The sequence below is a fragment of the Thioclava sp. GXIMD2076 genome (genome assembly GCF_037949795.1).
Lineage (GTDB): Bacteria > Pseudomonadota > Alphaproteobacteria > Rhodobacterales > Rhodobacteraceae > Thioclava > Thioclava kandeliae.
Window position 1 is genome coordinate 1,241,890 of the sequence record NZ_CP149932.1, and the last position, 13,727, is coordinate 1,255,616.

Sequence of the window (13,727 nt, forward strand, 5' to 3'; positions counted from 1 at the left end):
AAAAGGCGGGCGCTGTCTGGCCTTATGCTGCCAAGACGCAAGCAAGCGCCAGATAGGCCCAGAGCGCGAGGGCGAGACCGACACCGGCGGGTGTGCGCTTGGCCCCCCAGCTTTTCCAGTCGGGGGTGGCGCGGGTCAGGGCAGGGATGCGCTTGAGGATCTGGTGCAGTCCCAGCCCCGCGATCAGCCCGACCGACAGGCAGATCAGCGCCAGAGAGATCTGCCCTTCGGCCTGCGAGACGAAGAGCGCGGCCACGGAGACGAATTTGATATCGCCCGCGCCGAACCCCGCATAGGCGAAAAGCACGAAGCCTATGGCAAAGACCACCACAAAATTGAGCCAGCGCCATGCCCAGACATCCAGCGGTAAGGCCAATAGCCCCAGCACGACGAAAATTCCCGCCATCGTATAGACCGCTACATTGCGGATTTTCATGTCGCGCAGATCGGTAAGGGTGATCCAGATACAGATCGGCGTCAGCGCCAGCAGAAAGGCCAGCGCGGTGACGAAAGGCCCCGAAGCGAGCATGTCAGGATTTCACCTTATTGGCGTCGAGCGCTGCCAGCGCGCGGGCGGCTTCCTCGAAATATTGCGGATTGGTATCTACCGCCTCCTGCAAAAGCGAGCGCCCCGTGTTCACATCACCCTGCTTGATCGCCGAAAGGGCCGCCGTATAGAGCAGCTGCGCACGCTCGGTCTGGGTCATGTCTATGACCGGCATATCGTATTTGCGCTGCGCGGCCCGCGCCAGAACGAGGTTATTCTTGGTGGTGAAGCTCGAGGGATTATACGTCAGCGCCTCGGCGAAGAGCTTCTCGGCCGCTTTCCCATCCCCGCGGGTGAGCTTGGAGAAGCCCCAGTTGTTGAGCACCCCTGCGGGGCGGGTCGTCAGGCCCACGGCGGTGTCATAGAAACTGTCGGCCTTTTTCCACTCTTTCTGGCTATCGGCCACCATCGCTTCGAGGCGGTAGCGGTCATAGGTCTCGTAGGTGGGCGGGACGGTGGCGAGCGTCGCCTTGGCCGCGGCCCAGTCATTGCTGCGGATCTGTGCATCGGCCAGCCCCACACGGTCGGCATCACCGGCCCCCGGCATGGCCAGAACCTCCTGCCAGACCGTGATTGCGCGCTCGTGGCTCTTGGCACGCACCAGCGATTTGGCAAGGCCGCGCTTGAGGTCGATCCGGTCGGGGCTTTCGGTGCTGGCGCGCTCGAAATATTTCACGGCCTCTTTCGGGTCGCTGACCGTAAGCATGATGTCCGAGAGATTGGTCTCGTCGATCGCATTGACGGCTTTCATGGCCTTGGCTTCCTGGGCACTGTCGCGCGCACCGCAGGCCGCAAGCGTCAGGGCGCTGCCCAGAAGGGCACAGATCAGGATGGTCTGGCGCATGGTCCGCGTCCTCTTGCTCGGCCTCAATGCTGGGTCAGCAGCAGGTATTCACCGCGCCCGCGTCGCACCAGCTTGAATGTCTGTTCTTTCGCCGGATCATAGACAGGTTTGTCGATCTTTGCGAGCGCGTGCATCAGGTTTTCACGGATTGCGTCAGATTCGCCATTATCGAGCCCGTAGGCGATACGGAAGGTGCGCGCGGCCTCGGCCACCTTGCCTTCCTCCATCAGGACCACGCCCAGATTATTCCACGCGGGCACGAATGTGCCGTCCTCCTCGGTGGCGCGGCGCAGGATCTGTTCGGCCTGACCGAGCCGTCCGAGCTTGAGATTGGCCGAGCCTATCGCCGAGAGCGTATCGACATTGACGCCCTGTTCGGCCATGGCGCGGTAATAGGCCTTGAGCGCCAGATCGTATTCGCCCGCGGCCATCAGCCGGTGGCCCACGATCAGCCCGTCCACGCCCTCGCCGTCGGCATAGCCCGGAGCAAAGGGGGAATCGGTTTTCGCGCCAAAGGGCATACAGCCCCCGAGCGCGGCAGATAGGCAGAGAAGGGCGAGGAAACGTCCTGTGGCGCGCATCGGTCCGGTCTGGTTTTACATGTTACCGAAGCTGACTACCATATCGTAGACCGAAGGCCCAACAAGGATGATGAGAAGTGGCGGCACTGTGAAGGCCATAGTGCCCAAAGTCATCTTGGTCGGGATCTTGTTGGCGGCTTCCTCGGCGCGCATGATGCGTTTGTCGCGCATATCGGCGGCATAGATACGCAGGGCCTCCGCGATCGAGGTGCCGAAGGTCTGCGACTGGATCATCACGGTGGCAAAGCTCTGAATGTCACTGACGCCGGAACGCTCGCCGAAATTGCGCATGACTGTGGCCTTGTCCTTGCCTGCCTTGATTTCGTAGGCGATCAGGGCGAATTCCTCGGAGATGGCGGGGCAGGATTGCGCCAGTTCGCGCGCCACGCGGATAATTCCCTGATTGAGCGACTGACCGGCCTCCACGCAGACCAGAAGCATGTCGAGCGCATCGGGAAAACCGTTCTGCAATTCTTCGGTGCGGGCGGCGACGCGGCTGTTGACCCATTGTTTGGGGCCGAAATAGCCCACAACACCCGGACCCATGATGATACCGATCATGACGGCCGGTTCGACCGGATCGGGGCTGGTGAGGGTCATGTAGACGATGATAAGCGCGCCGAGAGCCAGCCCGCCGATGGCCATTGCGGCCTGCGTCGCGTGGAAGGTCCGCACGGCATTGGGGCCGCGATAGCCCGCGCTTTGCAGCCATTTCTTGGCCGCCGACATTTCCTTCTCGTCCTGCGGCTCGAGGAAGCCTGCAAACCGGTCGAGCTTGGTCGTTCCGCTGTCGCGCAGCTTGCCCGGAGCCATTGCGGCACCGGCTTGTTGCGGGCGGCGGCGCTGGCTGGCGATCTTGTCTAGCGGATCGGCGCGTTTCTTGAGCAGGAAGGGCAGGGTCGCCGCGATCAGCAGCGCCGCCGCGCCCAGAAGGGCGATCATCGGGCCCATCGGGCCGAGGGTCTGGAGCAGATATTGATTGAGCGGGCCCATGGTGGTCTCTCTAAGCGGCAGAAGGAGTTAGACTTTGATATTGGTCATGATTTTCATGAACAGGTAGTTCATCCCCAGCAGGACGAAGACCCCGATGGCCAGCGGCAGGAACAGGGGCGAGTCCTTGCACTTGTCGTAATAGCCGGGCGAGAGGATCAGCACACCTGCGAGCATCACCAGCGGGAAGCCCGACAGGAACATGCCGGACCATTTCGGCTCGGCCGTGATGGCCTTCACACGGCGGAACAGCCGGAAGCGGGCACGGATCACCTTGGACAGCCCGTCGAGCACCTCGGCCAGGTTACCCCCCGATTGCTGCTGGATCGAGACCGCCACGGAGAGGAAGCGCAGATCCTGCATATCCAGACGCTGGGCCATGTCGCGCAGCGCATCGGCTACGGGGCGGCCATAGGCGGCCTCATCCGCGATCATGCCGAATTCGGTGCCCAGCGGATCGGGGATCTCCTTGGCCACAGCCTGGATGGCGGAGGAGAGCGGATGGCCCACGCGCAGGCTGCGCACCATCAGTTCGATCGCGTCGGAAAGCTGCTCTTCGGCCAGGGCCATACGCTTGTTGGCCTTCTGCGAGACCCAGAAATAGACCGCACCGAACCCCATCAAAACCGATAGCAGGAGACGCGTGGGCAGATCGATGGCAAGACCGACCGACAGACCGACGAAGACAATCACGCTCATCGCGCCCATCACCCCCATGAGGGCTTTGGGGCTGAAAGCGATATTGGCCTTCTGTGCCTTGGTGGCGAGGAGAGAGTAGAAAGGGATGTTCCGTCCCTTCTCGTGCTGGGTCACTTCCTTGCGGAGCTGTTCCAGCACCTCATCGCGCCGCCCGCCCTTCTCGAGCATGTCGATGCGGCGGTTCACGCGGCGCGAGAGCGAGATCGACTTTCCGAAGACCAGAAGATAGAGCCCCTCGACCAGCAGTAGCACGGCGACGAAGATGACCGCATAGATGGCAACGGTAGAAATCGCGCCCATGTTCAGCCCTCCACCGGCTCGTAGATCGAGGCGGGCAGATCATAGCCCCATTGGCGGAAGCGGTCGGCATAATGCGAGCGTACGCCGGTGGCGGTGAAGCGCCCGATGATCTTGCCTTCCGGCGTCAGCCCGAGGCGTTCATAGCGGAACAGTTCCTGCATCGAGATCACATCGCCCTCCATGCCGGTGATCTCGGAAATCGAGGTCATCCGGCGCGAGCCGTCCTGCAGACGCGAGGCCTGCACCACAAGGTTCACAGCCGAGGCGATCTGTGCACGCATCGCCTTGATCGGCATCTCGATGCCGGCCATGGCGATCATGTTCTCCAGACGCGACATCGCATCGCGCGCGGAGTTCGCGTGGATGGTGGTCATCGAGCCGTCATGGCCCGTATTCATCGCCTGCAGCATGTCGATGACCTCCTCGCCGCGGGTCTCGCCCACGATGATCCGGTCGGGGCGCATCCGGAGGGCGTTCTTCAGACAGTCGCGCGGCGTGACCGCACCGCGACCTTCCACGTTGGGCGGGCGGCTTTCCATCCGGCCCACATGGGTCTGTTGCAGCTGGAGTTCGGCCGTATCCTCGATGGTCAGGATACGTTCCGAGTTGTCGATAAACGAAGACAGCGCGTTGAGGGTCGTGGTTTTCCCCGAGCCCGTGCCTCCCGAGACGATGACATTGAGGCGCGTGGAGACGGCGGCTTGCAGATAGGCGGCCATTTCCTCGGTAAAGGCGCCGAACTGTACCAGATCGTCGATCCCGAGCTTGTCTTTCTTGAACTTCCGGATCGAGACCAGCGAACCGTCCACCGCAACCGGCGGCACCATCGCGTTGAAGCGCGAGCCATCGGCCAGACGGGCATCGACATAGGGGTTCGATTCATCGACGCGGCGGCCCACGGCCGAGACGATCTTGTCGATGATGCGCATCAGGTGGCGCTCGTCCTTGAAGACGGTATCGGTCAGCTGCAGCTTGCCACCGCGTTCCACGAACACCTGTTGCGGGCCGTTGACCAGAATATCCGAGACCGTCTCGTCCTTCAGGAGCGGCTCCAGCGGACCGAGCCCCATGACCTCGTCATAGAGTTCGTTGATCAGGCCGGTGCGTTCGGTGGCGGTCAGCGCGATACCGGCATCCTGTACCACCTCCGAGCCAATGGAGGCGATCTCGCTGCGCAGGTCGGATTCGCGGGCGGTTTCCAGCGCCGCGAGATTGAGATCCTCCAAGAGGCGGGTGTGGATTTCGGTCTTCAGCTCGCCGAGCTTCTGGCGGCGGCGGCGGTCCTTGTCCTGCGGCTCGGCCTGTGCGGGGGCCGAGGGCGCGATCCGGCGCGTGATCAGCGGGGCCTTTTCCACCTCCGGCTCGGGGGCGGAGATCTCTTCGAGAACGGGGGCGGGAGCGGTCGGCGTGGCCGGTTTCTTGTAACGCGAGAACATCTTCGTCCTTTCTGGTCCAGCCGGACTCAGCCCTGTGCCGCTTTGGCCGCATGATCGAGATCGTAGACGGTGCGCGCGAGTTTCTGGAACTCGCGGCGCAGCGGCGATTTGGCGGCCGCTTCGGCCATCGGCTGGCCGTGATCATTGGCCTGCGTCACCGCGCGTCCGCCATCGGGCAGCTGCAGCTCGATGGTGATATCGAGGCTCTCTGCCAGACGTTTCACGCGCGACTTGCCGGTAAGGTCGGTGAATTTCGGTGCACGGTTCAGGACATAGCGGAGCTTCTCGATCGGCAGTTCCTCGGCCTGCAATGCACGGATCATGCGCAGCAGATTCTGGGCCGAGCGCATATCCAGCTCGAGCATCGCGAAATAGAGATCGGAGGCCGAAAGCACGGTCTCGGTCCATTGCACCACGGTCGAGGGCATGTCGATGACGACGAAATCGAACTGGCTCTGCGCGGTTTTGATCAGCCGCGAGATATCCTCGGTCGTGGGCAGGTCGAGCGGCAGCATATCGGCGGGGGCCGTGAAGACATGCAGCTTGTCCTGATAGACCTGCAGGGCCTGATGCAGCAGGTCGCTATCGAGTTGCGCGCTATGGCTGAGCGTATCGAAGATGATCTCGCGGCGCGGCAGGTCCAGATAGGTCGAGACGGTGCCATATTGCAGATCGAGGTCGATCAGGCAGACGCGGGGGGCTTCGGGGATCGCGCCTTTCTTCTTGCCGGTCGCGCCGGGATTGCAGGCGAGCTCCCATGCCAGGTTGACGGCAAAGGTGGAGGCACCGACGCCGCCCGCCATTCCGTGCACCGCCAGAATGGCGCCATTGCGGTCGGTGCTGCTCTTGCGCGCGGGGGCCGGGGCGGCAGGGGCCACCTCGTCTTCCTCGTTACCCAACCGCCGGATTGCCTCGTGCAGCGCCCCTTCGGGAAGCGGATAGGGCACGAAATCATCCGCGCCGAGCCGGAGCAACTGGTGCAGCGCGATCGGCGACAGCTCCTCCGCGATCAGGATGATCCGCAGCCCTTTGTCCTTGGCGGTCGTGATGATGCGGGTGATCCGGTCCAGATGGACCTCGTCATCGCCATCCAGCGCGATGGCGAGAAATTCGAGGTTTTCGGCATCGGGCTGGTTCAGGAACAAGAGGGTGTCATCGAAGCCGAGGTCCCCCCAGCTCTCGCCCAGTTCGGCCTCCATATCCTCGATCAGAAGGTTGAAATTGGACACATCACGCGACACGGTGCAGGCGACCAGCGGTGCCGGTTCCGGGCTAAGGATAGGTGCTGCACTCATCTGCGTGTCGTCCCTTCTGCTTCGGTCATATTCTTGACCTTAGGTTACCCCGCGCCGACTCGGCGGCCGGGGTCGCGCTTTCGTTCAAGATCATGCCGAATTCTGGCAAGAATGCGGCCATACTGTTTCAATTGTGGGGATATAGGCGACGATCAGGAAAACGGGCGAAGCTTGTTTCCAAGCCCCGCCCGCTGAAAGAGTTTTGTAACTATGCTTGTTAACTGCCGCTGTCGGCTGTTCCCACAGAGGTGGTCTGGCCGCCGGTCAATGTGGTCACGGATCTTGCACTCGTGACATAGTCCCTGAAGACGATTTCTGCGTATTTTCCGTTCAGCACCATAGGGTTGCTCGCGACAAAGCCGGAGACTTCGGTCACGGTGCGGCGGTTTTGCATATTGGGGCCGCTGGTCTGGACCACAGGCTGTGTCTCGCCATAGCTGACCATTGCCTCGAGCCGCGAACGCGAGATGCCCTGCGCGGTCAGGAAGTCCACCGCCGCGCGTGCCCGACGCAGGCCGAGAGCCTTGTTATAGGCATTCGAGCCGACCAGATCCGTATGGCCATAGACGCGGAAGCGGACTTCCGGGAACTGGCGGATGAAGCCCGCTTGACGAGCCAGGATCGCGCGGGCCTCAGGTGTCAGCACTGCCGAGTTGAAGGCGAAGTTGATCGTGGTCGGCACGCTGGCGCTGAATTTCCGGTTCAGGTTGATCGCGAAATCCTGCGGATTGGTCATCACCTGCAGATTATGGGCGGTTGCATTGCCATAGCCGTCGGTCTGTAGATCCGCACCGATTTCCTGTGTGCAGGCGGCCAGTGCCAGGGTCGCACCGCAAATCGCGAGTTTCATTGCAAAATGGTGCATCCGTTATTCCATCATATAGCCGTAAGAGCCTGAATAGTCCTGCTTGGCCACTTCGGCCGCGGCCCCCGACACGGGGCGGCCCGTGGTGCGACCGAAGAGGAACATATCCTTTTCCGACGGCAGTTTGACGCGGTCGGTCGGCAGTGCATAGGCCGTGCCTTTGGTGGGCGTGACCAGATGCGGCGTCACGATGATGACAAGCTCGGACTGTTTGCGCTCGTATTCGCTGGAGCGGAACAGCGCGCCCAGAACCGGCACGTCGCCCAGCCACGGCACCTGACTGTTCAGCCCGTTAAAGTCATCCTGCAGGATACCCGCGATCGAGAAGCTCTCGCCATCGCGCATCTCGACCGTCGTCGAAGTCTCGCGACGCTTGAACGCATTGACCGAGAAACCGCCCGATTCCATCGTGACACTTGTATCGATGGAGGAGACCGCGGCTTTCATTTCCAGATTGATAACGCCATTGTCGATAACGCGCGGGATGAAACTCAGCTCGACGCCGAAGGGCTTGTATTCGATGGCAATGCTATCATCATCAACCACCGGAATAGGGTATTCGCCGCCGGCAAGGAAATGGGCCTCTTGTCCCGAAAGGGCAGTGAGGTTGGGCTCGGCCAAGGTGCGCACGACGCCCTTGCTTTCAAGCGCTTCAAGCAGAACGCTCATCTCGAAATTGCCGCGGCTCAGGCTCAGACCGAACTGGCCGCCTTCGCCGCTGCTGGTCGAGTTGCTGAGACCCGTCGTGGTGCTGCCGCTATTGCTGGTGAGCCCCAAGCCGATGGAGGCGTTGAGGTTCTTGGCAACAGACCGCTGCATCTCGGCAAAGCGGACCTGCAGCATGACCTGCTGGGTGCCGCCGACGGACATCAGGTTCGAGACGCGGTCCGGTGCGTAGCGATTGGCCAGATCGAGGGCGCGGTCGAGTTTGCCGGTCGAGGAGACGGTCCCCGACAGCACGATGCCGTCATTGGCGGTGCGCACCTCGATATTCTCGCCGGGCAGGATCTGTTTTAGACGTTCCTTGAACTCGGCGATATCGGGGGTGACCTGCACCTCGACATTCGAGATCAGTTTGCCATCCGCGCCAAGGATCGTCATCGTGGTGCGGCCGGGCAGCTTGCCGAGCACATAGATGGTCCGGTCGGACAGGGTGGTGATATCGGCAATGCCCGGATTGGCGATCGACAATTCGGTAAAGGGCTGGTCGCTTTCTACAACCACCGCACGGTTCATCGGAACGGCAAGCGGCGCCGAGGATGCCCCCGACATCACGCGCAGGGTTTCGGCTTGGGCGGCAGAATATGCACCAAAGCTACAGGACAGCGCCAGAAGGCCTGCCGAGAATAAAGTCTTTAGGTTCATTGTGATCCTGCCTCTCCGACCACAGGGAATGTCTCACGGCTCTGGCGTCCGTTTGGCGATCATTAACTGCTTTTGAGGCGAGCATGACCCAAAGACAGGCATTTGGCAATAATTCGCTCGGGCTAAACGTGACGGCCTGTGCCGCAGGGGACACAGGCGGATGTTTCTCTATACTCAGTTCGTGCAAGGAATAGGCGTTTCGATGACTTCGGTGCCTTTGCGCGTCTTGATGGTGCAGACCTTGGGGGCAGGCGCGGCAGCGATTTCGGGCGTGCCCAGCAGCTGATCGCGATCCAGCTCGATCGTGCCCAGATCGCTCGTATCGAGGACATTGCCGACGAGCGAGAGCATGATCTTGCCCGTGCTTTGCGCCAAGGTCAGTGCGGCGACCTGTTCGGGGCTGATCTCGGCGGTCACGTTACGCGCGACAACCGTTTCCTCCGAGCGGTCCGCATCGGCATTCTGGTCGATGGCGATCAGTTTCACATTGCTCTCGATCAGCTTTGCCACATCGCGGCCATTGACCTGACCATACCAGTAGACATCCACATGATCGCCCGGGCGCAGGAAGCCCGAAACGCCGGAGCTGGCATTCACACCGATGGTGAAGGCCCGCATGCCGGGTTCGAGACGGGCGGTAATACCCGCATCCACGCCCGGTTCGGTGACCTTGGTGGCGATCAGCGGTTCGTTTGCCTCATAGGAGCGCAGCGCCGCGCGCGGGCGTGTCTCGCCCTCGATGAACGCGGCCTTCTTGGCGGCATCCTGCGCGCTCCCGTCGCCCTGCGGGGCGGAAATGGCGGTAAAGGCGCCTTCGGGGAGTTTGCCCCTCTGCACCTTGATGACCTCGAGATCGCCTTGGGTAAACCGCTCGCCATATTTGAGCGGATGCTTGACGACGACCATATCGGCCATCTGGGTCATGGATTGCCGCTCTTTCAGCAGGTAGTCACGCTGGGCCTGAAATTCGGCAATCTTGCCTTGGGTCATATACACAGCCATGCCGGCCAGTGCGACGCCCAGAATGAAGACGAGTCCAAAGATGAGGCGCATTGTGGTTCCCTTTCTGAGAGGACTTTGCGGCGTAAAACCCTATTTTAGGGTTAAAAATCGTCCTGAATCTCGACGGATTCGAGGTAGTCGGCGATTTTGGTCGAAGCGGTATAGGTGCTCGTGGCGATAAGCTTTGCAACAGCGAGAGCTACCGCGACCGATACCGCCGTTAGCACGACCCACTCGGTCGTTACTGCGCCGCTTTCGCAGCGGTTGAAGCGTCTCTGAAGGTGTAGCTTCCTCATTCTTTCCCCCAATGCCTATTGTTTCAAGACGCGAAGAGCGATCCATACGGATCACGCAGAAGAGCCGCCGATTGCGGCGGCTCTTTCGCTACTTTTATCTTGCCAGAACGCTCAAAAAGCTCTGGATTAGCCGTTACCACCAGTGCCTTGACCGAAGTCGATCGATGTAGAATCGCCAACCGAAGTCGCCGTGTCATTGCCCGCAGTGTAGACCTTTTTGCCGATAAGCGTGATAACAGCAACGCCGAGGCCCACAATGGCAGCGGTCAGCACAACCCAGTCAACGGTCACAGCGCCGTCTTCTTCGTTGCGGATTTTTTTGGTCATACGAAACAGTTTCATGGCAGCTCTCCAAGTTTGATTTGGTGTCTCTTTCCGCAGTGCTGGGTCATTCACCCTAACCCCTCTACGCTGCGGCATGAGGTGAATTTGTCGTTGGTTCGTGGCGAGATTGGGGCGGGTTGCGGGCGTTTCATGGACCAAGGGCAGAATCTTTATCTTTTGTTGAGAATTTCGTCTGTCGGGTCTCGTAGCGGGAGAATTGACTGGCCCAAGTCCTGCCTCGGCGGCGAATTTGCGGAAGGAAACAGGTCCGATTCTCCCGATTCTGGCGGGAAATCCGCGGGAAACGGGCAACGCTTTACGGGGAATCGTATCCGTTAAGCCTTGATGTGCCGAGAAATACTGGCCCCGTGGAACGGATTCGGGGTTAATAGGCGGGGAGGGGATGCCCCATACATGTAGGATGATCCAATGGATGTAAGACAGGCGGCGTTTCGGGGCATCGGTGCCGCTTTGATCGTAGGGGCCGCGCAACTGGCTTCTGCGCAATCGGTGATCACCACGCCCACGGTGCGCACGATGTCGATGCAGAGCCAGACGCCTACGGTCAATCGCTATTCGCCCAAGACGGTGCGCCCGCCCGCGCCGGGCACGAAGCGGCTGATCACCATCCAGATCAATCCCGAGGAGCAGAAGGCGGCGCTGGCGGCACGGTCTGCCACGCCCTTTACGCCTGTGATGCCCCAGACGGCTGCGGCGCCGCCTGCCAATTCGGCCTATAAGTGGTATTGGAACCTGATCTCGCCCACATTGGGCGACAGGGCGGGGCGGTTCGAGCAGGCGATTGCGGCGCTCAGCCAAGGGCCCAAAGGGCAGAGCGTGCGTGCCCCCCGTCTGGCCGATCTGAAGCGGATCGCGGATGTGCATGGCTCGCAGATCCTTGCCGCAACAATCGGCACGCAGGTCTCGCCCGCGCTGGTGCTGGCGATGATCTCGACGGAATCGGCGGGGCGCCATGATGCGATCTCGCATGCGGGGGCGGTGGGACTGATGCAGTTGATCCCCGCGACGGCGGAGCGGTTCGACGTGGCCGATAGCAAGGATCCATCGCAGAATATCAAGGGCGGGGTAGCCTATCTGGACTGGCTGATGACCGAATTCGACCGCGATCCGCTGATGGTGATTGCGGCCTATAACGCGGGCGAGAACGCGGTAAAGCGCAATAACGGTGTGCCTCCCTTCAGCGAGACGCGGGATTATGTGCCCAAGGTGCTGGCGGCCTGGTCGGTGGCGCGCGGGTTGTGCCTGACGCCGCCCGAGCTGGTCACCGATGGCTGTGTCTTCGCCGATCGCGGCTGAGTTTCGCCTCGCGACAAAGAGACCCAAAGGTGAGAAGAGACCCCGGGACAAAGAGAAAAGGCACCCGCCTGCCAGCGGATGCCTTTTTATCTTCTGACGGATCGGGCGGCAGGGCCGCCGGTGATCGTCTGGATGAGGGCCTGTATGATGAACCCATAGCCAATGGCGTCCCCCGGTGTGATTGGGTGATGCGGAGGGCGATATGTGGTATGGGTCCTGCTTGCCTCGGTCGTTCTGCTCATTTTTATATGGCGTTCTTGGCTTCACCCGCTGCCACAGGATCAAGCGCTGCGCCGATAAAGGCAAGTTGAAGGCCAATTGGGGCAAGAATAAGGCGCTGTTTCCAGATTTAGACAAATTCGGGGGAAATCATGCGAATTGTTCAGGATGAATCCGAGGGTCGATGAAAAAAGGGCGGAAAATCCGCCCTTTAGAAGATTGTCAGCTTGAGGGATCAATCGACCAATGTGGCCTCGGTTGCGGCGCGCAGCTCGTCCTCGCTGATGCCTTCGGCCAGTTCCACGATCTTCAGCCCGCCTTCGACCACATCCAGAACGCCCAGATTCGTGATGATCCGGTCCACGACGCCGGTGCCGGTCAGCGGCAGGGTGCAGGCCTTGAGCACCTTCGATTCGCCGGCCTTGTTCTGGTGATCCATCACCACGACGACCTTTTTCACGCCCGCGACCAGATCCATCGCGCCGCCCATGCCCTTCACCAGCTTGCCGGGGATCATCCAGTTGGCCAGATCGCCGTTTTCGGCCACTTCCATCGCGCCGAGGATCGCCGCCGCGATCTTGCCACCGCGGATCATGCCGAAACTGGTGGCACTGTCGAAATAGACGGTGTTGGGCAGTTCGGTGATGGTCTGCTTGCCGGCATTGATCAGATCGGGGTCTTCCTCGCCCTCATAGGGGAAGGGGCCCATGCCCAGCATGCCGTTTTCCGATTGCAGCGTTACATTTACGCCTTCGGGGATGAAGTTCGGCACGAGCGTCGGGATGCCGATCCCGAGATTCACATAGGTGCCGTCTTCCAGCTCCTTTGCCGCGCGGGCGGCCATCTGGTTGCGGTCCCAGCCCTTTTGAACGTCAGACATGGATCAGGCCTCCTTCGGGCGGGTGGTGACTTTTTCGATACGCTTCTCATGCTGACCCTGGATCAGGCGGTGCACATAGATACCGGGCAGGTGGATGGCATCGGGGTCGAGACTGCCCACGGGGACGATCTCCTCGACTTCCATCACGCAGACCTTGCCGCACATTGCTGCCGGCGGGTTGAAGTTGCGCGCGGTCTTGCGGAAGATCGCATTGCCGGTCGCGTCGGCCTTCCATGCCTTGACGATGGCCAGATCTGCAAAGATGCCCTCTTCGAGGATATAATCCTCGCCCTTGAACTGTTTCACTTCCTTGCCCTCGGCGACCTGCGTGCCCACGCCGGTTTTGGTATAGAAGCCCGGAATGCCCGCACCGCCTGCGCGCATCCGCTCGGCCAGCGTGCCCTGCGGGTTGAATTCCAGCTCCAGTTCGCCCGAGAGATATTGCCGCATGAATTCGGCATTCTCGCCGACATAGGAGGACATCATCTTCTTGATCTGGCGCGTTTCCAACAGCTTGCCGAGGCCGAACCCGTCCACGCCCGCATTGTTGGAGGCGACCGTCAGATCCTTCGTACCGCTGGCAACGATGGCATCGATCAGAAGTTCGGGAATGCCGCAAAGGCCAAATCCGCCCGCCGCAATCAGCATGCCGTCCGACAGAAGCCCGTCGAGAGCCTCTGCTGCGGAGCCGTAAATTTTCTGCATAAATACTCCTCCAATTGTTTATGCCAATAAGGCGCTATCGCTCTGGGCAAGTCAATGCTGCG

The 13,727-nt window shown here is 61.1% G+C and carries 14 protein-coding genes; 1 reads left to right on the forward strand and 13 read right to left on the reverse strand.

Annotation, left to right across the window (positions count from 1 at the left end; all coding sequences use genetic code 11):
• Positions 1-22: 22 nt before the first annotated feature.
• The 11 genes from WDB91_RS06160 to WDB91_RS06210 form a co-directional block, all read right to left on the reverse strand.
• On the reverse strand, positions 23-529 hold the full coding sequence (locus WDB91_RS06160) for a prepilin peptidase (RefSeq protein ID WP_339114255.1): 507 nt from the start codon (positions 527-529) through the stop codon (positions 23-25).
• Position 530: 1 nt separating this feature from the next.
• Positions 531-1,391 (reverse strand): hypothetical protein, encoded by an 861-nt coding sequence (locus WDB91_RS06165; RefSeq protein WP_339114256.1) that lies wholly within the window; start codon positions 1,389-1,391, stop codon positions 531-533.
• A gap of 23 nt (positions 1,392-1,414) precedes the next feature.
• The gene (locus WDB91_RS06170; protein ID WP_339114465.1) at positions 1,415-1,912 is read right to left on the reverse strand and encodes a tetratricopeptide repeat protein; all 498 of its coding nucleotides are present in this window, start codon (positions 1,910-1,912) and stop codon (positions 1,415-1,417) included.
• Positions 1,913-1,987: 75 nt separating this feature from the next.
• Positions 1,988-2,965 (reverse strand): type II secretion system F family protein, encoded by a 978-nt coding sequence (locus tag WDB91_RS06175; protein ID WP_339114257.1) that lies wholly within the window; start codon positions 2,963-2,965, stop codon positions 1,988-1,990.
• 27 nt (positions 2,966-2,992) lie between these two features.
• Positions 2,993-3,961 carry a type II secretion system F family protein gene (locus WDB91_RS06180; RefSeq protein WP_339114258.1) on the reverse strand — a complete coding sequence of 323 codons (969 nt, stop codon included), beginning with the start codon at positions 3,959-3,961 and terminating at the stop codon, positions 2,993-2,995.
• 2 nt (positions 3,962-3,963) lie between these two features.
• Complete coding sequence (locus WDB91_RS06185) at positions 3,964-5,397, reverse strand: ATPase, T2SS/T4P/T4SS family (RefSeq protein ID WP_339114259.1); 1,434 nt, start codon at positions 5,395-5,397, stop codon at positions 3,964-3,966.
• 26 nt (positions 5,398-5,423) lie between these two features.
• The gene (locus WDB91_RS06190) at positions 5,424-6,692 is read right to left on the reverse strand and encodes an AAA family ATPase (protein WP_339114260.1); all 1,269 of its coding nucleotides are present in this window, start codon (positions 6,690-6,692) and stop codon (positions 5,424-5,426) included.
• Positions 6,693-6,909: 217 nt separating this feature from the next.
• Positions 6,910-7,557, reverse strand: coding sequence for an OmpA family protein (locus tag WDB91_RS06195; RefSeq protein WP_339114261.1), 648 nt, complete (start codon positions 7,555-7,557; stop codon positions 6,910-6,912).
• 3 nt (positions 7,558-7,560) lie between these two features.
• Positions 7,561-8,922, reverse strand: coding sequence for a type II and III secretion system protein family protein (locus tag WDB91_RS06200; protein WP_339114262.1), 1,362 nt, complete (start codon positions 8,920-8,922; stop codon positions 7,561-7,563).
• A gap of 174 nt (positions 8,923-9,096) precedes the next feature.
• Entirely contained in the window at positions 9,097-9,975 is an 879-nt protein-coding gene (cpaB, locus tag WDB91_RS06205) for a Flp pilus assembly protein CpaB (protein WP_339114263.1), read from the reverse strand.
• A 371-nt stretch (positions 9,976-10,346) separates the two neighbouring features.
• A complete protein-coding gene (locus tag WDB91_RS06210; RefSeq protein ID WP_339114264.1) occupies positions 10,347-10,562 on the reverse strand; it encodes a pilus assembly protein in 216 nt (71 codons plus the stop codon).
• A 519-nt stretch (positions 10,563-11,081) separates the two neighbouring features.
• On the opposite strand from WDB91_RS06210, the gene WDB91_RS06215 reads away from it, so the two are divergent.
• Entirely contained in the window at positions 11,082-11,861 is a 780-nt protein-coding gene (locus WDB91_RS06215; protein WP_339114466.1) for a lytic transglycosylase domain-containing protein, read from the forward strand.
• Between the two features lie 454 nt (positions 11,862-12,315).
• Here the strand turns inward: WDB91_RS06215 and WDB91_RS06220 are convergent, their stop codons facing one another.
• Entirely contained in the window at positions 12,316-12,960 is a 645-nt protein-coding gene (locus WDB91_RS06220; protein WP_339114265.1) for a CoA transferase subunit B, read from the reverse strand.
• Positions 12,961-12,963: 3 nt separating this feature from the next.
• Positions 12,964-13,665, reverse strand: coding sequence for a CoA transferase subunit A (locus WDB91_RS06225; RefSeq protein ID WP_339114266.1), 702 nt, complete (start codon positions 13,663-13,665; stop codon positions 12,964-12,966).
• Positions 13,666-13,727 lie beyond the last annotated feature (62 nt).